Here is a 26,400-nt window from a genome sequence, read left to right as displayed (position 1 = left end):
CTTTTTAATGCCCGGCATTCAGGCCAGTTCGACCAACACCGCGCCTTCGACCACCATGTCCCCTTCCTGGCAGTAAAGGGCGTTGACGGTGCCGCTGCGGGGCGCACGCACGCTGTGCTCCATTTTCATTGCTTCGAGCACCACCAGTTGCGTACCGGCTTCAATGCTTTGCCCAACCTCGACCAGTACCCGCACGATGCTGCCATTCATGGGGGCTGTCAGACCGCCTTGTTGCGTATGACTGGCCCCTGTAGCCGCCAGCGGGTCATAGGCGTTCACCGTCTGTAGTTCGCCGCCCCAGCGCAGATACAGCGTGTTTGCGCGCCGAATGGCCAGGTGTTTGCTGCGCACCCCATCGTGCTCGCTCAACAACTGATCGCCGCGCAACGGGCTGCCAACACCGCTGAGGCTGACGGTGCGTTGTTCGCCGTTGCTGCTCAGTGCCAGCAACGTGTGCGCCGCTAATCCGTTGCGAAACCCGGTGCTGACCGCCCACGGTGAGGTGCGATCCTCTTCGTGAACAACGGGTGTAAGGCTTTGCGCATACGCCTGCGCGGCCGCAGTCCAAAATGCGTCAGGCAAAGGCTCAGCAGGCGGCAGTAATTGCGCCTGATAGCGCGGGATGAAGTCGGTGTCGAGTTCAGCCGCCGCGAAGGCTGGATGCCCGATAATCCGGCGCAAAAAGCTCAGGTTGGTTTTCAACCCGCCAATGCAAAACTCATCCAGCATCGCCAGCAGGCGCAACCGAGCCTGTTCGCGGTCTTCGCCCCAGGCAATCAACTTGCCGAGCATGGGGTCGTAAAACGGTGAAATCTCATCCCCTTCACTCACGCCGCTGTCCACCCGGCGTCCCGCACCTGCGGCCGATTCGCGGTACACGGCCAGGCGGCCGGTTTGCGGCAGGAAATCATGGCTGGGGTCTTCAGCGTACAAGCGCACTTCGATGGCATGACCGCGCAAGGGCACTTCATTCTGGGTGATGGGCAGTGCTTCGCCGCGTGCGACTTTGATCTGCCATGCCACCAGATCGAGACCGGTGATGGCTTCTGTCACCGGGTGCTCAACCTGCAAACGCGTGTTCATCTCCATAAAGAAGAATTCACCGCGGGCGTCCAGCAAAAACTCCACCGTACCGGCGCCCACATAGCCAATGGCTTGCGCGGCGCGCACTGCGGACTCGCCCATCGCGCGCCGTAGCGCAACGCTCAAGCCCGGTGCCGGCGCCTCTTCAACGACCTTTTGATGACGGCGCTGAATCGAGCAGTCCCGCTCGTTGAGGTACAGGCAGTTGCCCTGTTGATCGGCAAATACCTGGATCTCGACGTGCCGGGGTTTAAGCACGTACTTCTCTACCAGCATCCGGGCATCGCCGAATGACGACAACGCTTCGCGCTGCGCCGACGCCAGCGCTTCAGCCAGTTGGCTGTCGTTTTCGACCACTTTCATGCCTTTGCCACCGCCCCCTGCCGTGGCCTTGAGCAATACGGGGTAGCCGATGTTGTCTGCTGCGGTGCGAAAGGTGTCCACGTCTTGGGCTTCGCCGTGATAACCCGGCACCAACGGCACGCCTGCCACTTCCATCAAGGCTTTGGCTGCGGATTTGCTGCCCATCGCATCAATAGCCGAAGCGGGCGGGCCCAGAAAGATCAGGCCCGCGGCTTCAATCGCCCGCGCAAAGCCTGCGTTCTCGGACAAAAAACCGTAGCCGGGGTGAATCGCCTGAGCGCCACTGGCTTTGGCGGCGGCAATGATCTTGTCGATTTTCAAGTAGCTGTCAGCGGCCTTGCTGCCGCCCAGGTTCACGCAGATATCCGCCTCGCGACAGTGCCGGGCATCACGGTCGGTGTCGCTGTGAACCGCCACGGTGGTCAGCCCCAACGCTTTGGCCGTGCGCATCACGCGGCAGGCGATTTCGCCGCGGTTGGCCACCAGCACGCAGGTAATTGTCGATGGGTTCATGGGCGCGGCTCCTGCCTGGATGAGTCGAGCTGCCAACTCGGGGTGCGCTTTTGGAGAAAGGCACGCAGACCTTCCTGGCCTTCAGGGCTGACACGAATGCGCGCAATGGCGTTTTCGCAGTAGCGGCGAATGGCTGGCGTCGGTGCGCCGTGGCTGACTTCGCGCAGCAAATCTTTGCAGGCGCGCATGGCATGTGGGCTGTTGAGCAGCAGGGTGTCGGTCCAGCGCGCCACCTGTTGTTCGAGTTCGGCCACGGGGTAACTTTCTGACAACAATCCCAATTGGCGGGCACGTTCGCCACTAAAGCGTTCGGCGGTGAGGGCAAAACGTCGTGCGGCACGCTCGCCGATGGCTTGCACCACAAAGGGACTGATCACGGCGGGGGCAATGCCGATGCGCACTTCAGACAGGCAGAACTGGGCGTCATCGGCGCCGATGGCCATGTCACACGCGCTGATCAAGCCCAAGGCCCCGCCATAGGCCGCGCCTTGCACCACGGCCAGGGTCGGTATTTTCAACTTGGCCAGGTTGTACATCAGCTCGGCCAAGTGCCGGGCGTCGTCCAGGTTGGTGTTGTAATCAAGCTCGGCCGACTGCTGCATCCAGGCCAAATCGGCCCCGGCGCTGAAATGCCTGCCGCGCCCGCGCAGTATGAGAAAACGCAGGCTGGCATCACTTTGCACGGCGTCCAGCGCTAGGATCAGCTCACGGATCATTTCAGCGTTAAACGCATTGTTTTTCTGCTCGCGACTCAGCCACAAGGTGGCAAAACCCCGGGGGTCGGTGTGCAGTTCAAGGGTGTTGAAATCAATCATGTCCGTCAGTCCTTGGATGGCTGTACGTGTAAAAGATTGTGCCTGCTGTGCAGGTGCTTGCGGTGGAGTGCGGCCATCGCAAGCAAGCTCGCGCCTACCGTGAGGCTGGGGTTACATACGGAATACGCCAAAGCGCGTGCTGTCGATGGGCGCGTTCAGCGCTGCGGACAAGCCCAACGCCAGCACTTCGCGGGTTTGTGCCGGGTCAATTACGCCGTCATCCCATAAGCGGGCGCTGGAGTAGTAGGGGTGGCCCTGATGTTCGTATTGATCAAGGATGGGCTGTTTGATCTGCGCTTGCTCTTGATCGCTGAACGTTGTGCCGTTGCGTTCGGCTTGTTCGCGCTTGACCTGCACCAGCACCCCGGCTGCCTGTTCGGCGCCCATCACGCCGATGCGAGCGTTGGGCCACATCCACAAGAAGCGCGGGTCATAGGCGCGACCGCACATGCCGTAGTTGCCGGCACCAAAACTGCCGCCGATGATCACGGTGAATTTAGGCACTTTGGCGCATGCCACAGCGGTCACCAACTTGGCGCCGTGTTTGGCGATGCCGCCGGCTTCGTATTTTTGCCCGACCATAAATCCGGTGATGTTTTGCAGGAACACCAACGGGATGCCGCGCTGGCAGGCCAGTTCGATAAAGTGCGCACCTTTTTGTGCCGCCTCGGCAAACAAGATGCCGTTATTGGCCAGGATCGCCACCGGATACCCGTGCAAATGGGCAAACCCGCACACCAGCGTGGTGCCGAACAAGGCTTTGAATTCATCGAACACCGAGCCGTCGACCAACCGTGCAATCACTTCACGTACGTCATAGGGTTGCTTGGCCTCGGCGGGCACCACGCCATACAACTCGTCGCTGGCATACAGCGGCGCCGACGGGGTGCGTTGTTGCAGCTGGCCCAGTTTTCGCCAATTAAGGTTGGCCACACTGCGTCGCGCCAATGCCAGCGCGTGTTCATCACTCTGGGCGTAATGGTCGGCGACGCCGCTGATTTTGCAGTGCACATCGGCTCCGCCCAAGTCTTCGGCGCTGACCACTTCACCCGTTGCCGCTTTGACCAATGGCGGCCCGGCGAGAAAGATCGTGGCTTGCTGGCGCACCATGATCGCTTCGTCAGCCATCGCCGGCACATACGCGCCGCCCGCGGTGCACGAGCCCATCACCACGGCAATTTGCGGGATGCCCGCAGCACTCATGTTGGCCTGATTGAAAAAGATGCGGCCGAAGTGTTCGCGGTCTGGGAATACCTCGTCCTGGCGCGGCAAGTTGGCGCCGCCGGAGTCCACCAGGTAGATGCAGGGCAAACGGTTCTGCTCGGCAATGGTTTGCGCCCGCAGGTGTTTTTTGACGGTTAGCGGGTAGTACGAGCCGCCTTTGACGGTGGCGTCATTGGCCACAATCATGCACTCCACGCCTTCGACCCGACCAATGCCTGCGATGATTCCGGCCGCTGGTACGTCTTCGCCGTACACCTCGTAGGCAGCGAGCTGACTGAGTTCAAGGAATGGCGAGCCGGGGTCCAGCAGCCGGTCGATACGCTCGCGGGGTAACAGTTTGCCCCGTGAAGTATGCCGTTCTTGTGCTTTAGTGCCGCCGCCCTGTTGCACGTGGGCGAGCAGGCGGTGCAGGGCGTCGACCTGCTTGAGCATGGCCTCGCGGTTGACCGCGAATTCGGCCGAACGCGGGTTGATCGTCGTGTTCAAGATGGACATGCGCGTCCTCCTTAGCGGGTTTCGTTAAAGAGTTCGCGGCCAATCAGCATTCGGCGGATTTCGCTGGTGCCCGCGCCGATTTCGTACAGCTTGGCGTCGCGCAGAAGGCGACCCGCCGGGAATTCATTGATGTAACCATTGCCGCCCAGAATCTGGATCGCGTCGAGGGCCATTTGGGTCGCGCGTTCGGCGCTGTACAAAATCACCCCGGCGGCGTCTTTGCGGGTGGTTTCACCACGTTCGCACGCAGCGGCCACGGCATACAGGTAGGCGCGGCTGGCATTGAGTTGGGTGTACATGTCAGCGACTTTGCCTTGGATCAGCTGGAATTCACCGATGCTTTGGCCGAACTGTTTACGGTCGTGGATGTAAGGCACCACCAGATCCATGCACGCTTGCATGATGCCGGTCGGGCCACCCGAGAGCACCACACGCTCGTAATCAAGGCCGCTCATCAGCACTTTGACCCCACCGTTGAGCGGGCCGAGCAGGTTTTCTTCGGGCACTTCTACGTTGTCGAAAAACAGTTCGCTGGTGTTCGAGCCGCGCATGCCCAGCTTGTCGAAATGCTTGCTGCGGCTGAAGCCTTTCCAGTCGCGCTCCACGATAAATGCGCTGATGCCGTGGGCGTTTTTCTCGATGTCGGTCTTGGCGTAAATCACGTAGGTACTGGCATCTGGCCCGTTGGTAATCCAGGTTTTGCTGCCGTTGAGCACAAAATGATCACCACGCTTGTCGGCGCGCAGTTTCATCGACACCACGTCAGAACCCGCGTTCGGTTCGCTCATGGCCAGTGCGCCGACATGTTCGCCGCTGATCAGCTTGGGCAGGTAGTTGAGTTTTTGTGCGTGGGTGCCGTTGCGGTTGATCTGGTTCACGCACAGGTTGGAATGTGCGCCATACGACAGAGCGACCGAGGCTGAGCCGCGGCTGATTTCTTCCATGGCCACCACGTGTGCCAGGTAGCTCAGGCCCGTGCCGCCGTATTCTTCCGGGACGGTGATGCCCAGCAGGCCCATGTCGCCGAGTTTGCGCCACATGTCGGCGGGGAACAGGTTGTCTTTATCAATTTGCGCAGCCCGCGGCGCCAATTCAGCGGCCACGAAGGCCTGAACCTGATCGCGCAGCATGTCGATGGTTTCGCCCAGGGCGAAGTTCAAAGTCGGGTAGCTCATGGGGCACCTTGATCGTTGTTCTTATAAGAGGCGGTAACTGCGTCGCCATGGGTATGCTTTACGTTAACGTAAACTTGGCGTCAGGGGCTGTCAATGACCTTTACGTTAACGTCAACTTAAGCCAGAGTGAGTGTCTATTCTTCACCTTGAGACGGCGCTTGCGCGCACCGTGCTCATGCTCCCGACAATAATCACAAGAGGAGTTGCCATGAAGTTGCCATCTGTCCCCAGTTACAGCCAGGGCGCACAGGACAAAGCCCTGCTGAGCCTGACCCTTGGCCAGGCGTTCGATCAAACGTGCATGCGTTACCCTGACGGTGAGGCGCTGATTGTGCTTCATCAACAGCAACGATTGACCTGGCAGCAATTGGCGCACGCGGTCGATCTGCATGCCAAAGCCTTTATGGCGCTGGGGATGCAAGCGGGTGACCGGCTGGGTGTGTGGGCACCCAACTGCCTGGAATGGTTTATTTGCCAGTTTGCCAGCGCTCACATCGGCGTGATTCTGGTCAATATCAATCCCGCGTACCGGCTTTCTGAACTGGAGTACGTGCTCAAACAATCGGCGTGTCAGTGGTTGGTGTGCGCGCAGGCGTTCAAAACCTCGGACTACCACGCCATGGTGCAGACGCTGGTGCCTGAGCTGGCGCAGCGCCCCCTCAACAGCGAACGTTTTGGTGACTTGCGCGCGGTGATCAGTCTGGGGGCGCAGCCCCCCGCCGGGTTTATCCCCTGGGCACAGCTGGCCGTGCTGGGGGCGGGTGTCAGCGCCGCACACTTGCATGCCCGCCAGGCCGCTGTGCAGCCTCAACACCCGGTCAATATTCAATACACTTCGGGCACCACCGGCTTCCCCAAGGGGGCGACCCTCAGCCATCGCAACATCTTGAATAACGGCTACATGGTGGGTGAAAGCCTTGGATTGACGGCTCAAGACCGGCTGGTGATTCCGGTGCCGCTCTACCATTGTTTTGGCATGGTGATGGGCAATCTGGGCTGCGTCACCCACGGCACCACCATGATTTACCCCTCTGACGCCTTCGACCCTGGCCTGACCCTGCAAGCGGTTGCTCAAGAGCGCGCCACCGCGTTATACGGCGTGCCCACCATGTTTATCGCCATGCTCAATCATCCTCAACGGGCCGATTTTGACCTGTCGAGCTTGCGCACCGGCATCATGGCTGGGGCCACCTGCCCGATTGAAGTGATGCGCCGGGTGATCAGCGACATGCACATGGGGGAGGTACAAATTGCCTATGGCATGACTGAAACCAGCCCGGTGTCGATACAGACCGGTCCTGCGGATGGCTTGGAATTGCGTGTGACCACCGTGGGCCGCACCCAGCCACACTTGGAAAACAAGCTGATTGACGCGCAGGGCGAAGTGGTTGCCCGTGGTGAGATTGGCGAGTTGTGCACGCGCGGGTACAGCGTAATGCTCGGTTACTGGAACAACCCGCAGGCGACGGATCAAGCCATTGATAGCGAGGGCTGGCTGCACACAGGTGATTTGGCGCACATGGATGAAAACGGCTATGTCTGCATCGTCGGGCGTAACAAAGACATGATTATTCGCGGCGGAGAAAACATTTACCCGCGTGAGCTGGAGGAGTTTTTCTTCACCCATCCGGCCGTTGCAGATGTGCAGATAGTGGGCATTCCAGACGCCAAATACGGTGAGCAAGTGGTGGCCTGGATCAAATTTCACCCCGGTCATACGGCTAACGAACTGGAGCTGCAAACCTGGTGCAAATCGCGCATCGCACACTTCAAAACGCCGCGTCACTTCAAGTTTGTAGAAGCATTTCCCATGACCGTGACAGGCAAAATACAGAAATTCAAGATGCGTGAAATCAGCATTCAAGAGCTTGGGGAGGGGTAAAGGGTCATTGCAGATAACACAAAGGGGAGCCGAAGCTCCCCTTTAACGTGTCGTTGCGTGCTCTTTTTTTATTATTGAGGGGCGGTCTGTTGTTGTTTTTGGAACCGTGGCCCTTTGTTGCTGTTTTTGCGATCCCCATCCGGGATCAAGAGCAAACGTATTTTTTTGAGCGCTGATCCACTTTTATCACCGGCTATCACACCTGTGATCCAACCTGAACGGGTGCTACCTGAAGGTAGTTTTATTATTCTCAGCCCGGTTGCGAGGTGGCTTATGGCTCCTCGGAAAAGTAAATCTTCTCCAAAAAAATCTGTTAGCTGCGTCTCTGCCGTGTTGTTTTTGTTATGTCAGAGTCGTTTCGTATTGTTTTTATTATGTTGCTGCACTTTTTATTTTTGTTATGCCATAGAGATAGCAGAAGCCGTGCCAACTTTTAAAAATCGTTATAAATCAATAGTTTATTTTTTTTGATGAAAAAAACCGGCCCCTTGAGGGGCCGGTTTGTTTCCTTGTTACTCGTGTGGGTTACCGCTCGGTAACACTGCGGCACACTTTTCAGCCCTGGCGCGCTTTCGCGACGCGCGAGCCGGTAACACGGCCCAACACACGGCAGATGTGCTCACCGGCCAGCAGCAGCCTGTCCATGTCGACACCGGTTTCAATGCCCATGCCGTTGAGCATGTACAGCACATCTTCAGTGGCGACGTTACCGCTGGCGCCCTTGGCATAGGGGCAGCCACCAAGGCCTGCGATCGAGCTGTCAAACACGGCAATGCCTTCGTGCAGGCTGGCGTAAATATTCACCAGTGCCTGGCCGTAAGTGTCATGGAAATGCCCGGCGAGCTTTTCGCGCGGCACGTAGGCAGTCACAGCTTCAAACAGTGCGCGCGTGGCCGTGGGCGTGCCCGTGCCAATGGTGTCGCCCAGCGAAACCTCGTAACAGCCCATGGCATACAACTCATTAGCCACGGCGGCGACTTGCTGCGCCGGCACGTTGCCTTCATAGGGGCAGCCGAGCACGCAGGACACATAGCCGCGCACGGTAATCCCATGCTGGTGTGCGGCTTCAATCAGCGGGACAAAACGCGTCAGGCTGTCACTGATCGAGCAATTGATATTGCGTTGTGAAAACGCTTCGGAGGCGGCGGCAAACACGGCGACCTCCTTGACCCCGGCGGCTACGGCGTCTTCAAAACCGCGCATGTTGGGCGCCAGTGCGCCATACACCACGCCGGGTTTGCGCTGGATATGGGCAAAGACCTCGGCCGAACCCGCCATTTGCGGCACCCATTTGGGCGAGACAAAACTGCCGACCTCGATGTAATCGAGCCCTGCATCAGTCAGCGCGTCAACCAACTGCACCTTGTCGGCCACGCTGATGGGCTGGGCTTCGTTTTGTAGGCCGTCACGCGGACCGACTTCTATCAGGCGCACATGGGTAGGAAGTGTCATGGGGTCACCGGTTTGTGTAGGAGCGAGCGTGCTCGCGAAGGGCAGATGTCAGGCCGTCTGACTTTTGATGGTGTGCTCCAGCGCCTGCGTGCAACGTTCTTCCGCCGTGTCCAGCTCCAACTGCATCTGCTGAATATCCAGCAATTGTTGCTCCAGTTGTTCACGGCGCTCGGCGATTTTGGCCAACATGCTGGTCAGCTGCTTTTGATTGCCGCTGGTCGGGTCGTACAGCTCAATCAACTCGCGGCATTCGGCCAACGAAAAGCCAATGCGCTTGCCGCGCAGAATCAATTTAAGGCTGACTTTGTCACGCGCTGAATACACCCGCTCCTGGCCCCGGCGCTCAGGCGCGAGCAGCCCTTGTTCTTCATAAAAACGAATGGCACGGGTGGTGATGTCCAGTTCGCGGGCAAGGTCGGAAATACTGTATGTCTGGCTGCTCATGGGCGCGCTCTGGAGAAATCGTGTGATTAAGCTAATGGTTGGTTGACGTTTACGTCAAGCAAGCTCGCCGCCAGCACTTTCTTTTCCTGAGCCACTTGCTGCTGACACACCTCAATCAACAATTCGCGCATCCAGCGGTTGGCCGGGTCTTGCTCGGTGCTTTCGTGCCAATACAAATGGGTTTCCACGTTGGGCATCTCGTTGAGTGGCAACGCCACAAAATGCAACGCATTGCGCCGTGCGAACCGCTCGGGCACGGTCATGACCATGTCGGTGTGATGCAACACATTGGAGGCCATCAAGTAATGCTGCGAGCGCAGGGTGATTTTGCGTTGCAGGCCCATTTTGCCCAGCGCCAGATCGACCTGGCCCAACCCGTTACGGCGCGTAGAAATATGAATGTGGGTCAGCGCCAAATACGCGTCCAGGCTGAGGCTGGCTTGACTGGCCAACGGATGCCCGGCGCGCATGGCGCACACATAGCGGTCCTCCATCAACTTGACGTGACGCACTTGCGGGTCAGTGTTGAGCGGCGCGTCGATGGCAAAGTCCAGACGTCCTGCCGCCAGGTCGCTGGTGGTCTCACGTCGATGAGCTAAAAAGCTTTCAATGACCACCGACGGAGCCTGCTTGCGCAAGCGCTGGAACAGCGGTGGCAAAACCACGGCTTCTGTCAGGTCGGTCATGCTGATGCGAAAGGTTTTGTTGGCTTGTAAGGGGTTGAAGGTGCGGCTTTCCTGCACTGATACGCGCAATAACGCCAACGCGCTGCGCACAGGGCTGATGATGTTTTGTGCCATGGGCGTGGGCACCATCCCTTGGGCGGTGCGCACAAACAGCGGGTCGTTGAAGCTCTCGCGCAGACGGGCCAATGCATTGGACACCGCAGGCTGAGTGATGCCGATTATCTGCCCGGCGCGGGTCAGGTTGGCCTCGGTGTAGATCGCATCGAAGACGACAAACAGATTGAGATCGACCTTGTTCAAGTTCATGCGGGGCAACTCTTGTTATTGAGGGGGCTGGCAGCACTGAATCATATATTGCTTATGAATGGTAATACACGCTGTCAATAGGCCGGGTAAATGATGGGGCGCTGAATTAGCATCGGGTGATACTTCCCATATTCCCGGTAAAGGCAGCCAGTCATGGATTTCGCTTATTCCCCTAAAGTTCAGGCTCTTCGTGAGCGTGTTACGGCGTTTATGGACGCTTATGTGTACCCGGCAGAGGCGATTTTCGATCAACAGGTGGCTGAAGGTGATCGGTGGCAGCCAACCGCCATCATGGAAACCTTGAAGCTCAAAGCCAAAGCCGAGGGGCTGTGGAACCTGTTTTTGCCGGATTCAGAACAGGGCGCGGGGCTGACCAACCTTGAGTACGCGCCGCTGGCCGAAATCATGGGGCGTTCCATGCTCGGCTCCGAGCCGTTCAATTGCTCGGCGCCCGACACCGGCAACATGGAGGTGCTGGTGCGCTATGCCAATGCGCAACAGAAACAACAGTGGCTGGAGCCTTTACTGCGCGGTGAGATTCGTTCGGCGTTCGCCATGACCGAGCCGGAGGTGGCGTCGTCGGATGCCACCAATATGCAGGCGAGTGCCGTGCGTGAGGGCGACGAGTGGGTGATTAACGGGCGCAAGTGGTGGACCTCCGGCGTCTGCGACCCGCGTTGCAAAATCATGATTTTCATGGGGCTGAGTAACCCGCACAACCCGCGCCATCAGCAGCACTCCATGATCCTGGTGCCGGTCGACACACCGGGGGTAAAAATCGTACGTCCCTTGCCAGTGTTCGGCTACGACGATGCGCCTCACGGTCATGGCGAAGTGCTGTTCGACAACGTGCGGGTGCCTTACGAAAACGTGCTGCTGGGTGAAGGCCGCGGGTTTGAAATTGCCCAAGGGCGGCTTGGACCTGGGCGGATTCACCACTGCATGCGTTCAATCGGCATGGCCGAGCGAGCGCTCGAGTTAATGTGCCAGCGTTCGCTGGCGCGTAGCGCCTTTGGCAAACCCCTGGCCCGCTTGGGCGGCAATATCGACAAGATCGCCAATTCGCGCATGGAGATCGACATGGCGCGCCTGCTGACCTTGAAAGCGGCGTACATGATGGACACCGTGGGCAACAAAGTGGCCAAAAGCGAGATTGCGCAAATCAAGGTCGTGGCACCGAACGTGGCGTTGAAAGTGATTGACCGGGCGATCCAGTTGCATGGCGGGGCGGGGGTCAGTGCGGATTTCCCGCTGGCGTATATGTATGCCATGCAGCGCACGCTGCGCCTGGCCGACGGCCCGGATGAAGTACACCGCGCGGCCGTGGGCAAGTGTGAGCTGGACAAGTACGCCCCGTTATCGAAGTAACGGCTAGGAGGCTGGTGCTAATACACCCACACCTCAACGCGACGATTCTTCAGGCGGCCTTCATCTTCGGTGTTGGTCGCGACGGGCATTTGTGCGCCATAACCGCGTATTTCGCGCAGGATCACGCCGTTTTTCACCAGCTCACGGCGCACCGCCATTGCCCGCAGTTTTGACAGCAATTGCGCACGCTCGGGGTTGTCCTTGGCATCGCCAAAGCCTACCAGCGTCACCTGCTTGGTGAGTTTTGCGTGACGTTGCAGATAGTCCACAACACGCAGTAAGTCTTGACGCGCCTTGTTGTCCAGCGACGCACTGCCTTCCTCAAAACGGAAGTTGACTGACAAACGCTGTGCCTGTTGGGTCAGCGCCTGATAGTCCTGCGGCATGTGTGGGCCGGGCAGCACGCTGTCGGCCACCACGCTTTGCGCCACAAAACCGTTTTGCGCGACGATGGCTTGGCCCTGAGCACTTTGGGTGAAGGTAATCAGCGCTTTAGCCCAAGGATTATTCGCGGCAGGTGGCAGGTAAAAGTACAAGCGTCGCGACAGCGGGTAATCTTCGCTGGCGATCAGGCTGTTAAGCGGCAGCATCGGCTGCGAAGCCCCATCGACAATGGCGACAGCCCTGGCTTCGCGGATGTAGGGCAAACCGATGAAACCAATGGCTTGCGGGTCCTGGCTGACAGCATCGGACAACTGCTCGCTGGACTCGAAGCGCTTGGCGGCTGCGCTCAACCGTAGCCCCGCGCGGCTGAGCACCAATTCCTTGAAGGTCTCCCACGTGCCTGACTGATCGTCCCGCGCATATAAATGAATGCTCCCGCCGACGCCGCCTAACGCTTCCCACGTCTGTATGTTGCCGCTGAAGACCTGCGCCAGTTGTTCGGTGTTCAAGGTCGTGAGCGGGTTGCGCGGGTGCACGATGATGGCCAAACCGTCGATGGCAATCACCTGTTCAGCCTCTGGGCTTTTCAGGTCGCCGAGGCGTTCGAGTTCCACCAGTTCGTGGTCCTTGATCGGGCGCGAAGAGGCCACCACATCGGCGTGCTCGTCGTTTAACGCGGTAAATCCGGTGCCTGAGCCGTGGGCGGCAACGTCCACCCGCACGGGTTGGCCTTGGGCATCAGTGCCCATCAGCGTGTGCTCGTTGGGAGTGGGGGCTGGCACGCTATGAATGTCGCGCACGCCGTGCGCAGCGAGCATGGCAGCCACCAGCGCCGGGCCCAGATTGGCACCTATGGTGTTGGAGCCTTGAATCCTCAAGTCAGCCACTGGTGCGGCGAGGGCCAGGCCCGTCACGGCGCACAGCATGATCCATGACATAAAACGCAGCATCAGCGGCGACCTTCCTGGGGCCATAAACGTGCCAGCAATTTAAGTCAGAAAGATTGCAGTGCGATGACAGCCCGCCTGAACCCGGCGCGTCGTATCTGACGCTGTGGGTTGAAGGGGTTTACGACGACTTTGCCGCCGATCACAGCCTCGCCTTACTCGTCAGTTCCTACGGGTTATGCGCCAACGTTTTGTAGGCACTGACGAGGCACGAGGCTGCGAGCGGTTCAGCTCAGTTCCAGCCAGATCGGTGCGTGGTCCGAGGGTTTTTCCATGGCGCGCAGGTCGTAGTCGACGCCCGCGTCTTTGATGCGTGGCACCAGGCCCTTAGAGGCCAGAATCACGTCGATGCGCAAACCGCGTTTGGGTTCGTCTTCAAAGCCGCGGCTGCGGTAGTCAAACCAGCTGAAACGGTCTGTCACGTCCGGGTTGAGGTAGCGAAAGCTGTCGACCAGCCCCCAGCCCTTGAGGCGTTCCATCCACTCGCGCTCCTCAGGCAAGAAGCTGCACTTGCCGGTTTTCAGCCAGCGCTTGGCGTTAACCTCGCCGATGCCGATGTCGCAATCTTGCGGTGAGATGTTGATGTCGCCCATCACCACCAGCGGCTGTTCGTTGCTGAATTGGCTTTCGAGCAACTGCTGCAAGTCACGGTAGAACCGCTGCTTGGCAGGGAACTTGGTCGGGTGATCGCGGCTTTCACCTTGTGGGAAATAACCATTCATGACAGTCACTGCCTGGCCATTTTCATCCGCGAATTCGCCCCAGATAAAACGCCGCTGAGCGTCGTCTTCATCGCTCGCAAAGCCTTTATGGATGCTCAGGGGCGCCTGACGCGACAGCAGGGCAACGCCGTAATGGCCTTTCTGGCCGTGGAAATGCACGTGATAACCCAGGGCTTCAATGTCGGCGAAGGGGAACTGCTCATCGCTGACTTTGGTTTCTTGCAGGCCGATCACGTCGGGCTGGTGTTTTTCAATCAGCGCTGCCAGCTGATGGGGCCGAGCGCGCAGGCCGTTGATGTTGAATGACACAATTTTCATGGGCGGGCAGTCCAGAGCAAAACTGCGATGCTAGCGGACTGGCGCGCAAGCGGCCAGCGTGCAGTAGGGCAAATGCGCTGCTAACGTAGGTTGCATGTAGCCATGATTGAACTGTTGTGGCTCTCGGGGGCTCGTACTCACTAGAAGCGCCGCCATCCAAGCGCCGCCAGGGAGATTGAACGTCATGACGCAAACGTCGAATGCCATAGGCGAGATTCAACTGCTCGATGGGGGGTATTCACGCGAAGCGCGTTCGTTGCTGTATCAGGCTTATCGGCATGAGCCGACGTTTCGCTATCTGTTCGATGCTGATCGCAGGGGCTATGAGCAGCGGGTGCGGGCAACCGTTCGCGAGTTGGTCAAACAGCATTTTTTGCAGGATCGGCCAGGGCTTGGGCTGCTGGTCAATGATCGGCTGGTCGGCATTGCCCTGATCGCACCGCCGCTGCGGCGTCTGGACATCACCGAAAGCTGGGCCTGGCAATTGCGCATGGTGCTGAGCACAGGGCTGCGCTGTACCCGGCGTTATCTGGAATACCATCAGGCGGTGTTGGCGTGCGTGCCGGGTGATGCGGTGCATATGCTGCCGTTGTTGGGGATTCACCCGGAGTTTCAAGGCCAGCATTATGGCGAGCAGTTGCTTGAGGCGGTGCACAACTGGTGTGCCGAGGATGAGCACTCCGAAGGCGTGGTGCTCGACACCGGCAATCCGCGTTACCTGGCGTTTTACAAAAAACAGGGTTACGTCGAGATTGGCGAAGTGGCCGTCGGGCCGGTGCGCGAGCACGTGTTTTTTCACGCCAACCCGCAGGTGTTACATACAGCAACGGCTTAAGGGCGAACTTCTCACCTTAGGCAGGCTCTATGACGTTCCTTGCCCGTGTTAGCATCCGCGCCTATGACGTTTCCAGGAAGATTTACCAGTGGTGTGGTCCTGCTGCTCAGCAGCTTTGCAGCCTTTGCGCAAAGCGAGCTGGTGGTTAAGGTCAAACCCGCCAATAGCGCCCTCAAGGCCAACGTGGAAGGCTATATAGGCAGCCTCGGCGATCGTGACGAGGCGGCCTTGTTGCGCTTCAAACGCGGTGCGCAAGAGCAAGCCCTCAAAGCCTCCCAAGCCTTGGGTTATTACAACCCCACCATTGACAGCGAAGTTAAACCCGGTGATCCGCCGCGTTTGGTGTTGAGCATTGATCCCGGCGAGCCGGTGCATCTGCGTAACGTCAACGTGCGCGTCGAAGGTGAGGCCGCTTCGCTCAAGGCCTTTCAGATCCCCGCCAGTGACGACCTCAAACCGGGGGCGGTGCTCAATCAGGGCGATTACGAAAGCGCCAAGCAAATGATCCAGAACCGGGCGCTGCGTTACGGTTTTTTCAATGGCCAATTTATCAAGCACGAACTGCTGGTCGACCCCAAGGGCGGCTACGCCGATATCAATCTGGTTTACCGCAGCGGGCCGCGTTTTTTGCTCGGCAAGGTCAGTTTTGGTGGCGACACGCCGTTTGATGAGGTGCTGTTGCAACGCATGGTGCCTTTCAAGCCGGATACGCCCTATGACTCGCAGCTGGTGAACGAGCTTAATCAAAACCTGCAATCGAGCGGTTATTTTGAAGTGGTGCGCGTTGATGCCGCGCCCAGCACGGCAGTGGGGCAAGTGATTCCAGTCGACGTTGAGCTGCACACTCGCAAGCCACGCACCATGACGCTGGGCCTGGGTTACTCGACCGATACCGGGCCGCGCGGCAAGGCCAGCTGGATGCGCCACTGGGACAACGCCCGTGGCGACAGTTACGGTTTTGAGTCCGAAATTTCCCAGCCCAAGCAAAACGTCGGCGCCTGGTATGACATCCCGCTTGATCCGCCGCTCACCGACAAACTGCGTTTTGCAGCCGGTTATCAGTACGAAGAAATCGCCAATACCGACACCTTGAGCAAGTTGCTGACAGTCGGCCCGGAGTGGCACAGCAAACTGGACAACGGCTGGACGCGCATTGTCTCGCTCAAGTGGCAGCACGAAGAATACCGTTTGGGCGATGACTCGGGCCTGAGCACCTTATTAATGCCCGGTGTCAGCTATTCGGTACTGCGCAGCGATAACCGCATTGATCCTACCCACGGCTACAGCGTGTCGCTGGATGCGCAAGTGGCCAAGGAAGGGCTGATGTCGGACACCAACTTGTTGCACGGCAATGCGCAATTTAAAGCGCTGACTACGTTGTGGGACAAACACCGCTTTTTGGGCCGGGTTCAGTTTGGCGGCAGCGCCACCAACGGTTACAAGTCGATCCCGCCGTCCCTGCGTTTCTTTGCCGGTGGCGACCAAAGCGTGCGCGGCTATGACTATCAGAGCCTGTCGCCGAAGAACTCTGATGGCGACCGTATCGGTGGCCGCTACATGGTGGCGGGCAGCGTCGAGTATCAATATCAGTTCGCCGAAAAATGGCGCTGGGCGACCTTTGTCGACAAAGGCAACGCGTTCAACAGTCTCGACTTCCCCAGTTTAAAAACCGGGGTGGGCATGGGTATTCGCTGGATTTCGCCGGTTGGCCCGATCCGTCTCGATCTGGCTCATGCGCTGGATGACGATGGCGGCGTTCGTTTGCACTTTTCCATGGGGCCAGAACTGTGATTCGTGGTGTGAAAATAGCGGGTCTGGTGTTGCTGGCCTTGTTGCTGACAGTGCTGCTGGCGCTGGGCCTCGTGCTGGGTACACAAGCGGGCAGCCGCTGGGTGCTGGGCCAGGTGCCGGGTTTACAGATCGACAACTTTGCCGGTCGTTTGGGTGGCCAGTGGAGTGCCGATCATCTGTTGTGGGAGCAAGGCAGCAGCCGTGTGGAAGTGGAGCGGCCGATTTTTGCCTGGTCGCCCGCGTGCCTGACGCGCCTGACCTTGTGTGTCGATCAATTGCAGGCAGAGCGCGTGAGCCTGCAATTTCCGCCCGGCGAAGACAGCAGCAGCGGGCCGGTCAGCCTGCCGGAGCTGAAACTGCCGCTGTCCATCGAGGTCGGCGTGATCAAGGTCGGCAACGTGTTGTTCAACGGTATCGAGCAGCTCAAGGGCTTGCAGATGGCGGCGCAGTGGACGCCCAAGGGCTTGCAGATCGACTCGGTGCACGTAGACCGCGAGGATTTGAGCGTCGAGTTGTCTGGCCTGTTGCAACCCAATGGCGATTGGCCTTTGACCTTGCAGGGCGCTATCAACCTGCCATCTCCCGATAAAGACAAACCCTGGGCGCTGGCGCTGAAGGTCGACGGTGATGTGCGTACTTCACTGAACCTGACCGCCGATAGCACGGGGTATCTCAACGCACAGTTAAAGGGCCAATTGCAGCCACTGGCCGAGAACTTGCCCGCGCAGATCAGCCTCACGTCTGAGGCGTTCAAAGCCAGCCCGCAGTTGCCCGATACCCTGCAAGTCAACCAGCTCGTATTGAGCGCCAAAGGTGATCTCAAGGCCGGTTATGTGCTGAACGGCAGCGCCAGCCTGCCTGCTGAAAAAGCCCCGGTCAGTCTGGTGCTCAAAGGCCGGGTGGATGCCAAGGGGGCGCAAATCTCGGCGCTGGATTTAACCGTTAGCCCCGAGCAACGTTTGAAACTGTCCGGGCAAGTGGATTGGCAAGAAGGCTTGAAGGCCGACGCCACTATCGACTGGCTTAAGTTTCCGTGGCACACCCTGTACCCGCTGATTGCCAAGCCCGATGTAGACCTGCGCACTTTCAAGGGCGAAGTGTCTTACACCGATGGCAACTATTTGGGCCATTTCAAAGCCGATCTGGATGGCCCGGCCGGGGCGTTCAGTCTGGCCAGCCCGTTCAGTGGTGATCTGGGCAAAATATTTTTGCCGCAACTGCAACTGGTCGCCGGGCAAGGCAAGGCGCAGGGCCACGTCAACGTGCAGTTCGCCGAGGGCGTGGCGTGGGACACCGCACTGGACTTGAGCGCCATCAACCCGGCGTATTGGGTCGCCGAGCTGCCGGGTAACCTGGGTGGCCCGTTGCGCAGCACCGGCTCGTTCAAAAATGAGCGCCTTGAACTCAATGCCGATCTTGATTTAAAAGGCCGTTTGCGCGGCTTGCCCGCCGTCTTGCAAGCCAAGGCTCAAGGCGCTGGCGAAGATTTCACCCTGAGCGCTCTGGACATTCGCCTGGGCGATAACCGCATCAACGGCAGTGCCAGTGTGCAGCAGCAACTCAAGGCGCAACTGGATCTGAACTTGCCGCGTTTGGGTCAGCTGTGGCCGGATCTGCGCGGTCAGCTCAAAGGTCGGGTTGATGTAGGCGGTACGCTCAAGGCACCGCAAGGCAAGGTGGCACTTACAGGTCAGCAATTGGCCTTTGCCGACAATCACCTGCAAAACCTGACGCTAGATGCCTCGCTGGATCGCAATCAAAACGGGCGAATTGACCTCAAAGGCAGTGGGATTCAGACCGGCGACACACAACTGGGCGTACTGACAGCCAATGGCAGCGGTGACCTCAAGCGCCAACAACTGAAACTGGCGTTGCAAGGGCCGATGCTGCAACTGGGGCTGGCGCTGGAGGGGGGGCTGGACAAAGACAACTGGCGCGGGCGTTTGCTCAGCGGGGGCGTCAAGGCGGGCGGCCAGAGCTGGGTGCTGCAAAACCCGGCGCGTCTGGAGCGGCTGGCCGATGGCCGTATCACCTTGGGCGCGCAGTGCTGGATGTCCGGGCCTGCCAGTTTGTGCGCGGAAGATCAGCGCTTGATGCCCGACCCAAAATTGCGTTTGCACCTGAAGCAATTCCCCCTCGACAGCCTGGCGCAGTGGTTGCCCAACGACTTTCAGTGGCAAGGCCAACTCAACGCCGACGTGCTGATGGACGTGCCGGCCAGCGGTCCTAAAGGTCAGGTGGTGGTGGACGCCAGCGGCGGCACCTTGCGTATCAAAGACAAAGGTCAGTGGCTGGCCTTCCCGTACCAGACCTTCAAGTTGACCAGTCACCTGACGCCCAGCCGGGTCGACACACAGTTTGAATTCAATGGCGGCAAGCTCGGGCAATTGATGCTCAACGCACGCATCAATCCGTTGCCCACAAGCAAACCGGTGAGCGGCGAGTTCCGCCTCTCGGGGCTGGATGTGTCGGTGATCCGTCCGTTTGTGCCGATGGTGGAAAAGCTCACCGGGCAGTTGAATGGTGCGGGGAGCATTTCGGGCGGTTTGCTCGCGCCCTCGATCAACGGCAAGGTGGCGCTGACTGGCGGTGAAATCTCCGGCCCGCAGTTACCGACCAACTTTGAAAACCTGCAACTGACGGCCAACATCGTCGGCGAAACCGCGCAACTCAACGGCGGCTGGACCAGCGGCCCGCAAGGGCAGGGCAGCATCAGTGGTGACGTGGCATGGGGCAAGACGGTGGCCGTCAACGTGCTGGTCAAGGGCAATCATTTGCCGGTGACGGTGGAGCCGTACGCCAAGCTGGACGTGGCGCCCGATCTGAACATCACGCTGAACGCAAACAACACTCTGTTGATTGCCGGTACGGTCAACGTGCCAAAAGGTGAAATCACTGTTCGCGAACTGCCGCCGTCCACGGTCAAGGTTTCGGATGACACCGTGATCGTCGGTCAGCAGGTGGCTGAGGGCGAAGTGCCGATGGTGGTCGACATGGACATCAACGTGGTGGTGGGGCAAGAACGGCTGACGTTCTCCGGGTTTGGTCTGAACGCCGATTTGGCGGGCCAGGTGCATATTGGCAATAACCTCGATACACGCGGCGAACTGCGCCTGAACAATGGCCGTTACCGTGCGTATGGCCAGCGCCTGACCATTCGCCGTGCGCGGCTATTGTTTGCCGGGCCGATTGCCCAGCCGTATCTGGACATTGAAGCGATTCGCCAGACAGATGATGTGATCGCGGGCATCCGCCTGAGCGGTAGCGCTGAACAGCCGACCACGCAAATCTTCTCGGAACCGGCGATGAGCCAAGAGCAAGCGTTGTCTTACTTGATCCTGGGGCGTCCGTTGTCGGGCACCGGGGAAGACAACAACATGCTGGCCCAGGCAGCCTTGGGGCTGGGGTTGATGGGCAGTGCAGGCATTACCTCTGGCCTCGCTAACCATTTGGGTATCAAGGACTTTGAACTGGACACGGAGGGCAGCGGCGACAACACCGCCGTGGTTGCCAGCGGCAAGATCAACGAACGTTTGAGTGTGCGGTATGGCGTGGGCGTGTTTGAACCAGCGAGCACCATTGCGTTGCGCTACAAACTGAGCAAGCGGGTGTACGTGGAAGTGGCCAGCGGCTTTGCCAGCTCGCTGGATATCTTCTATAAACGCGATTTTTAAAACGCCAGACTCAGCGACGCCGCCGATCACAGCCTCGCTTGACGCGTCAGTTCCTGCAGGTTGGTAGGAACTGGCCCAGCCAGCGCGAATGTGAAGCCCGCAAGAATGATGCGTCACTGTCTGGATGACCCCACTCATCCATGCCAGCCAAGCGAGGGGATATGGACCGATTCAACGCGATGCGCGTCTTTACCCGTATCGTCGAGCTGGGCGGTTTTGCCAAAGCCGCCGACAGCCTGCAAATGCCCCGTGCTTCAGTGACGGTGCTGATCAAACAACTGGAAGCGCACTTGGGCGTGCAACTGTTGCATCGCACCACGCGTCAGGTCAGCCCGACGCTGGACGGCGCCGCGTATTACCAGCGTTGCGTCAGCGTGTTGTCAGACCTTGAAGAGGCCGAAGGGGTGTTCAGCGCAAGCCAACCCAACGGCACGCTGCGGGTCGAGATGCCCGCAGCGGTGGGGCGTCTGGTGGTGCTGCCTGCGCTGCCTGAGTTCACCCAGCGTTATCCGCAGATAGCGCTGGAAATCGGGCTTAACGACCGCCCGGTGGATTTGATTCGTGAAGGTGTGGACTGCGCGATTCGCGCCGGTTTGACCGTGGATGATTCGCTGGTGGCCCGGCCCTTGGTGCTGATGGACCAAGTGACTGTCGCCAGTCCCGACTATTTGCGTGCTCGCGGTATACCGCACACGGTGGCCGATTTGAGTGGGCATCTGATGGTGGAGTATTTCTCTGGCGTGTCGGGAAAACGTTACGGGCTGGAGTTTCAGCAAGGGCCAGACGTGCAGTTGATCAACTTGGCCAAACAGGTGTCGGTTAACAGTGCTGAAGGGTATTTGGCAGCGTGTGTGGCCGGTTATGGTTTGGTGCAGGCGCCGCATTATCATGTGGCCCAATGGGTGCGTGAGGGGCGCTTGCAAGAAGTGCTCAGTGAATGCTTGCCGCCGCCTTTGGCGCTGACCGCGTTATACCCGCCACATCGCCAGTTATCCCCACGGGTGCGCGTCTTTGTTGACTGGTTGGTGGCTGTGTGTGCTCGACCGGGTAGCGGATTTTGTCGCCAGATGACGAGCTAAAACCCATGTGCGGTTGTAACATGGCCCACCGTTGAGGGTGGGCTTACCCGTAGACCCTACGCATGTGCACCTTTTGGCTTTGATTCAAGTCCCATTTTTTCAGGAACAGGCAATGACTCCTTCGCAGCGCTTGAAATACTCGATTTTGATCTCCCTGGTTGTACTGGGGATCATGTTTGGTCTTTCGTACATGCAGAACGCCGGCATGATCTCCGAGAAGATGTTTCAGTACGTCGCCATCGGCGTGGCAGTGATTGTGGTAGTCATCAACGGCGTCATGCGCCGCAAAACCAAAATCTAAGCGTCGATCTGCCCCGTCAAAACAGCTTCGGCCTGCGGATGCAGGCTGTAGCTCTTGTCGCTGTTGAGCACCACCACCCCCTCGCTGCACAGGCGCTTGAGCACTTCGCGCACACTGAGAAAAGACAGCGGGATATCCAGCGCTTGTAAATGGCTGTGCATGCCGCGCACCCCGAGTCGACGATCATTGCCGGCGGCGGTTAACAGCGCGTCGATGACCTTGAGCCGCACCAGGCTGGTGCGCAGCCCAAAACATTTAAGTAAATGACGAATACGTTCATTGCCGTGTAACTGCACCTGTGCCTCCAGCAACCCGTTGTCGGGCTGAAAAGCTGATTTGCGTTGTTGATGACCGTCCGCTGGCATTTGCGAGTTGTGCATGCAAATAACTCCTTATCAGAGCCTGATCAGGAAAATAAAAACGGCTCTTAAGGTACTAGACGAATGAGCCGCCGAAATCATGAACATTTGGATGTAGAAAATTTGTCGTCAAATACGTTTGATTGGACCCAAGCCGCTTTGTAGTCAGGTTTTTAACGGCGATTAATTTTTTTTAATGTGCTTCGTCTTTAGTGCAGGCACATGCCCGGTGGCGGCGCCCCCATGGTGCGCAACGGGCATTTATATTGAACGAGCAGGAGTGCGCGTGATTATTTTCAGGTCATTGAGCAAAGCGTGTGTTGCAGGGCTGTGTCTTGGGCTGAGTGTTTCTGCTCTGGCTCAGACCCCGGCCAAAGACGTGAGTGCCGACATTCGCCGCACCACCTTTGGTGTACCGCATATTCAGGCCGCCGATGAGCGTGGCCTGGGATATGGCATTGGTTATGCCTATGCCCAGGACAACCTGTGTTTACTGGCCAATGAGGTGGTCACGGTGAACGGTGAGCGCTCTAAATACTTCGGGCCTGACGCGTTGACCCTGGAGGAGCGCGACAACCTGTCCAGCGACATTTTTTTCAAGTGGCTCAATACCCCGCAGGCGGTCGATGCCTTTTGGCTGGCGCAAACGCCGCAGGTGCGAGATTTGATTGAGGGGTATGTGGCCGGTTACAACCGCCAGCTCAGCGAGCGCAACGGTCTGCCTGCGCAATGTGACAATCCCTCGGTGCGGCCCCTCACGACTCGGGATCTGGTCAAGTTGACCCGTCGCCTGTTGGTCGAGGGGGGCGTGGGTCAGTTTGCGCAAGCGCTGGTGGGCGCAACGCCGCCACGCGCCACGGCGCAATGGGCTCAGCACAGCAAGAGCTTTGCAGTGGCTGAGCAACGCATGCAGCGTTTTGCGCTGGAGCGTGGCAGCAACGCAGTGGCTATCGGCAGTGAGCGTTCCAAGACCGGGCGGGCGATGTTGCTGGCCAATCCGCATTTTCCGTGGGTAGGCGGCATGCGCTTTTATGAGATGCAATTGACCATCCCCGGCAAGCTTGACGTGATGGGCGCCGCGCTGCCCGGTCTGCCGTTGATCAACATCGGTTTCAACCAGCACGTGGCCTGGACCCACACGGTCGACACTTCAAAGCACTTCACCCTGTACCGGCTAGCCCTCGACCCGCATGACCCGACCCGTTATCTGCTGGACGGCAATTCTTACCCGCTGCAAGAGCACACCGTCAGCGTTGAGGTCAAGCAGGCCGATGGCAGCCTCAAGCCTCAGTCGCGGGTTATTTACAGTTCAGTGTTCGGGCCGATTGTGCAATGGCCGGGCAAGCTGGACTGGGACGATAACGTGGCCTTTAGCCTGCGTGATGCGAACCTCGGCAACGATCGCGTATTGCAGCAGTGGTACGCGATGAATCAGGCGGACAGCGTCGCTGCCTTGCAAGCGTCGGTGAACAAGATTCAAGGCATCCCGTGGGTCAACACCCTGGCCGTGGATGACAAAGGGCAGGCGCTGTACATGAACCTGTCCGTGGTGCCGTATGTCGACCAGGCCAAATTGGCCGCGTGCAGCGACCCACGGGTGGGGCTGGAGATGATCGTGCTCGATGGTAGTCGCAGTGCCTGTGCGTGGACGGTTGACGCCAGCGCGGCACAACAAGGCATTTATCCGGCGAGCCAGTTACCGCAACTGCGTCGCAAAGACTACGTGCAGCATTCCAACGACTCCGCCTGGATGGCCAACCCTCTGGCACCGTTGAGCGGTTTTTCGCCGCTGATCAGTCAAGAGGGCCAGCCACTGGGGCCGCGAGCACGCTTTGCTCTTCAGCGGTTAAGCCAGCCCGGTGCCCTCGGTGTATCGGACTTGCAAGGCATGGTGATGGACAACCGGGTGTACCTGGCCGGGCAAGTCATGCCGGACATCCTTGAGGTGTGTGAAGGTGAGCGTGAGGCCACGCCGGCAGCGGTGTGCGCCAGCCTCAAGGCATGGGATCAGCAGGCGAATCTGGACAGCGGCATGGGGCTGGTGCATTTCCAGCACCTTATGGCGCAGTTGTTTGAAGTGCCTGACGTGTGGCGCGTGTCGTTCAACCCCGCAGACCCGCAACATACACCGCGAGGTTTGAACATCGATCATCCGGCGGTACGTCAGGCGGTGCATGACGCGCTCAAAGCGTCGGCGGCGCAGGTGGCGCAAGCAGGGTTGAGTGCCGACACGACGTGGGGTGAGATTCAGGGCGTCAACAGTGGCGGCCAGCGTACGCCGATTCACGGTGGCCCTGCGGTACTGGGTGTCTACAACGCCATGCAAAGCGTGCCGGGTGAAGGCGGACAGCAAGAGGTCGTCAGCGGCACCAGCTACCTGCAAACGGTCACGTTTGACGAGCAGGGGCCACAGGCGCAAGGGATGCTGGCGTTTTCGATTTCCAGCGACCCGGCGTCAAAACATGTGCGGGATCAAACCCGGGCGTTCTCGAAGAAACAATGGCAAACGCTGCCCTTCACTGAGGCGCAGATCAAGGCCGACCCTAACTATGAGCTGACGCACATTCGTCAATAAATACTCTGCACACGCCCGACGCAGGCTGCCGCAGCCTGTGTCAACGGCGCGGGGGAACGGTGTTCAATCAGCCCCGCGGCAGGGCGTTGAGCACGGGGTTACCGTCCTGATTCACGCTCAGGTACACCGGCAACACTTTGGGCAGGGAGGTCACGAGGTTGTTGATTTCTTGGGTGTTGAATACGCCACCGATGCGCAATTGGCGGGTGGCAGAATCTGCCAGTACCAACGGCGTGCCCAGGTAACGGTTGATCATGGGCAAGGCGTCAGCCAGTGTCAGGTTATCGAGCACCAATTTGCCATTGCGCCACGCCAGATCCGGTGCGTTGGCATAGGTCTGGCTGATTTGCGGGGTATAGTCGCCAGCCTTGTATCGCGCTTGCATGCCCGGTTCCAGGCGCAAGCCGTCACCGCTAAGTTGTTTGTTGCTGGTGACCAGCACTGAGCCTTCCAGCAGCGTGACTTTGACCTGATCTTCGTACATCCACACATTGAACTGGGTGCCGGTCACGCGCACCCGGCCTTCAGCAGCCTGCACCATGAACGGGTGTGAGACATCGTGACTCACCTTGAAAAAGGCTTCGCCTTTGCTCAGGGTGACGCGACGTTGGTCTTTGTAGTTGGCATACGTGAGTTGTGTGCCCAGGTTCAGCTCCACCTGGCTGCCGTCTGGCAGGGTCACGGTTTGCAATTGGGCATCGGCCTGATGGCGCTCATAGGCATTGGGCACCCAGCCCAGTTCCCAGCCGCTGTACGCTGCCACAGGCACCGCGAGCAGGGTGATGGCCGCTGCCGTGGCGTATTTTTGCCAGGTGCTGCGCCGCGCCACGTGGGGCAGTTGCACCACGTGTGCCCCTATAGGCTCGGGGCGTGGCAGGTGCTCGCTGACATCCCAGATGTCGAGCATGGCCTCATATTCAAACGCATGCAGTGGGTCAGCGTTCAGCCACACAGCGAAAGCTTCACGTTCCCGGTCAGTGCAATCAGGCTCATGCAAACGCATACACCACTGGGCAGCCGCTTCAGTGATGGCATCGTATTGGGCTTCGGTGAGGCGTGTTTCGCTCATTGGCTCTTCCTGGTTTTGTGCATTCTAACCCTGTGCTAGAGCGAACGAGAACATGAGGTATGTCAAAAGCATGTCATTTACCCATCATGGAGGTTTTTTTCTCTGCTACGTTTACTGCGGCAACCTACGTAACAGACGCAACATCAATTAATGGAGTTAAGACAATGTTGAAGAAAACCTTTGCTGCTGCAATCACTGCTGCTGTTGTGTTGAGCGCTGGCGCTGCGATGGCTGCTACACCCGATGCGAACTGGGCGTTCTCCAAAGAAGCGGTTGAAGTCCTCAAAACCAAGAATGGCTACGTCACCATTAAAAAAATTGAACTGGAGAATCCGGCTACCGGTATCTGGAAAGCGGAAGGCGTGAAGAAAATCAATGGAGTGGAAGTCGAAGTCGAAACCACGTTTGATCACACGGGCAAAGTGATTTCCGAGAAGAAAGACTGATTCTCGCTACCTGAATCGCTTGCGAGCGCTTTTCGCCCGGTCTTGCCATTGCAGGGCCGGGCATCACTTGGTCACCACGGCTGCATAAAAAAGC

At 58.8% G+C, this 26,400-nt stretch carries 20 protein-coding genes; 9 read left to right on the top strand and 11 right to left on the bottom strand.

Features of this window, described 5'->3' with window-relative positions:
• Positions 1-18: 18 nt before the first annotated feature.
• From GYN01_RS16360 to GYN01_RS16345, 4 genes are all read right to left on the bottom strand, one after another.
• Positions 19-1,959, bottom strand: coding sequence for an acetyl/propionyl/methylcrotonyl-CoA carboxylase subunit alpha (locus GYN01_RS16360; protein WP_203307464.1), 1,941 nt, complete (start codon positions 1,957-1,959; stop codon positions 19-21).
• Entirely contained in the window at positions 1,956-2,774 is an 819-nt protein-coding gene (locus GYN01_RS16355) for a gamma-carboxygeranoyl-CoA hydratase (protein ID WP_048399720.1), read from the bottom strand. The genes GYN01_RS16360 and GYN01_RS16355 overlap by 4 nt, the downstream gene beginning before the upstream one ends.
• Before the next feature lie 111 nt (positions 2,775-2,885).
• Positions 2,886-4,493 carry a carboxyl transferase domain-containing protein gene (locus GYN01_RS16350; protein ID WP_048399718.1) on the bottom strand — a complete coding sequence of 536 codons (1,608 nt, stop codon included), beginning with the start codon at positions 4,491-4,493 and terminating at the stop codon, positions 2,886-2,888.
• A gap of 11 nt (positions 4,494-4,504) precedes the next feature.
• On the bottom strand, positions 4,505-5,668 hold the full coding sequence (locus GYN01_RS16345) for an isovaleryl-CoA dehydrogenase (protein ID WP_048399716.1): 1,164 nt from the start codon (positions 5,666-5,668) through the stop codon (positions 4,505-4,507).
• A gap of 208 nt (positions 5,669-5,876) precedes the next feature.
• On the opposite strand from GYN01_RS16345, the gene GYN01_RS16340 reads away from it, so the two are divergent.
• Complete coding sequence (locus GYN01_RS16340; RefSeq protein WP_203307463.1) at positions 5,877-7,550, top strand: AMP-binding protein; 1,674 nt, start codon at positions 5,877-5,879, stop codon at positions 7,548-7,550.
• Between the two features lie 555 nt (positions 7,551-8,105).
• Here the strand turns inward: GYN01_RS16340 and GYN01_RS16335 are convergent.
• Genes GYN01_RS16335 through GYN01_RS16325 form a run of 3 tightly spaced genes read right to left on the bottom strand, consistent with a single transcriptional unit; the run spans position 8,106 to position 10,438 of the window.
• Entirely contained in the window at positions 8,106-9,002 is an 897-nt protein-coding gene (locus GYN01_RS16335) for a hydroxymethylglutaryl-CoA lyase (RefSeq protein WP_203307462.1), read from the bottom strand.
• 48 nt (positions 9,003-9,050) lie between these two features.
• The gene (locus tag GYN01_RS16330; protein ID WP_048363630.1) at positions 9,051-9,446 is read right to left on the bottom strand and encodes a MerR family transcriptional regulator; all 396 of its coding nucleotides are present in this window, start codon (positions 9,444-9,446) and stop codon (positions 9,051-9,053) included.
• A gap of 26 nt (positions 9,447-9,472) precedes the next feature.
• Positions 9,473-10,438: a LysR family transcriptional regulator gene (locus tag GYN01_RS16325; protein ID WP_048399711.1), complete on the bottom strand. Its 966-nt coding sequence runs from the start codon at positions 10,436-10,438 to the stop codon at positions 9,473-9,475.
• Between the two features lie 153 nt (positions 10,439-10,591).
• On the opposite strand from GYN01_RS16325, the gene GYN01_RS16320 reads away from it, so the two are divergent.
• Positions 10,592-11,806 carry an acyl-CoA dehydrogenase gene (locus GYN01_RS16320; RefSeq protein WP_048363632.1) on the top strand — a complete coding sequence of 405 codons (1,215 nt, stop codon included), beginning with the start codon at positions 10,592-10,594 and terminating at the stop codon, positions 11,804-11,806.
• 17 nt (positions 11,807-11,823) lie between these two features.
• Here the strand turns inward: GYN01_RS16320 and GYN01_RS16315 are convergent, their stop codons facing one another.
• The gene (locus GYN01_RS16315; protein WP_203307461.1) at positions 11,824-13,140 is read right to left on the bottom strand and encodes a substrate-binding domain-containing protein; all 1,317 of its coding nucleotides are present in this window, start codon (positions 13,138-13,140) and stop codon (positions 11,824-11,826) included.
• 224 nt (positions 13,141-13,364) lie between these two features.
• Positions 13,365-14,177: an exodeoxyribonuclease III gene (gene xthA / locus GYN01_RS16310; protein ID WP_048399706.1), complete on the bottom strand. Its 813-nt coding sequence runs from the start codon at positions 14,175-14,177 to the stop codon at positions 13,365-13,367.
• Positions 14,178-14,361: 184 nt separating this feature from the next.
• Between xthA and GYN01_RS16305 the strand changes: the two genes are divergently transcribed.
• The 5 genes from GYN01_RS16305 (at position 14,362) to GYN01_RS16285 (ending at position 21,857) form a co-directional block, all read left to right on the top strand.
• On the top strand, positions 14,362-15,012 hold the full coding sequence (locus tag GYN01_RS16305; protein WP_048399703.1) for a GNAT family N-acetyltransferase: 651 nt from the start codon (positions 14,362-14,364) through the stop codon (positions 15,010-15,012).
• 63 nt (positions 15,013-15,075) lie between these two features.
• The gene (locus GYN01_RS16300; protein WP_203307460.1) at positions 15,076-16,803 is read left to right on the top strand and encodes an autotransporter assembly complex protein TamA; all 1,728 of its coding nucleotides are present in this window, start codon (positions 15,076-15,078) and stop codon (positions 16,801-16,803) included.
• Positions 16,800-20,477: a translocation/assembly module TamB domain-containing protein gene (locus GYN01_RS16295; RefSeq protein ID WP_203307459.1), complete on the top strand. Its 3,678-nt coding sequence runs from the start codon at positions 16,800-16,802 to the stop codon at positions 20,475-20,477. The genes GYN01_RS16300 and GYN01_RS16295 overlap by 4 nt, the downstream gene beginning before the upstream one ends.
• Before the next feature lie 161 nt (positions 20,478-20,638).
• Positions 20,639-21,556 (top strand): LysR family transcriptional regulator, encoded by a 918-nt coding sequence (locus GYN01_RS16290; RefSeq protein WP_203307458.1) that lies wholly within the window; start codon positions 20,639-20,641, stop codon positions 21,554-21,556.
• Between the two features lie 112 nt (positions 21,557-21,668).
• Positions 21,669-21,857, top strand: a complete 189-nt coding sequence (locus GYN01_RS16285; protein ID WP_048363639.1) for a hypothetical protein — start codon at positions 21,669-21,671, stop codon at positions 21,855-21,857.
• Here GYN01_RS16285 and GYN01_RS16280 read toward each other — a convergent pair.
• On the bottom strand, positions 21,854-22,237 hold the full coding sequence (locus GYN01_RS16280; RefSeq protein ID WP_048363640.1) for a hypothetical protein: 384 nt from the start codon (positions 22,235-22,237) through the stop codon (positions 21,854-21,856). The genes GYN01_RS16285 and GYN01_RS16280 overlap by 4 nt on opposite strands.
• Positions 22,238-22,502: 265 nt before the next feature.
• Between GYN01_RS16280 and pvdQ the strand changes: the two genes are divergently transcribed.
• The gene (gene pvdQ, locus GYN01_RS16275) at positions 22,503-24,791 is read left to right on the top strand and encodes a bifunctional acylase PvdQ (protein WP_048399695.1); all 2,289 of its coding nucleotides are present in this window, start codon (positions 22,503-22,505) and stop codon (positions 24,789-24,791) included.
• 67 nt (positions 24,792-24,858) lie between these two features.
• On the opposite strand, the gene GYN01_RS16270 is transcribed toward pvdQ, so the two are convergent.
• Positions 24,859-25,860: a FecR family protein gene (locus GYN01_RS16270; RefSeq protein ID WP_203307457.1), complete on the bottom strand. Its 1,002-nt coding sequence runs from the start codon at positions 25,858-25,860 to the stop codon at positions 24,859-24,861.
• Between the two features lie 164 nt (positions 25,861-26,024).
• Here GYN01_RS16270 and GYN01_RS16265 point away from each other — a divergent pair, with 164 nt between their 5' ends.
• On the top strand, positions 26,025-26,306 hold the full coding sequence (locus tag GYN01_RS16265; protein WP_048399691.1) for a PepSY domain-containing protein: 282 nt from the start codon (positions 26,025-26,027) through the stop codon (positions 26,304-26,306).
• Positions 26,307-26,400 lie beyond the last annotated feature (94 nt).

Origin of the sequence: Pseudomonas weihenstephanensis (assembly GCF_016812185.1) — a bacterium.
Taxonomy (GTDB): domain Bacteria; phylum Pseudomonadota; class Gammaproteobacteria; order Pseudomonadales; family Pseudomonadaceae; genus Aquipseudomonas; species Aquipseudomonas weihenstephanensis.
This window is presented reverse-complemented; position numbering and strand designations above follow the sequence as displayed.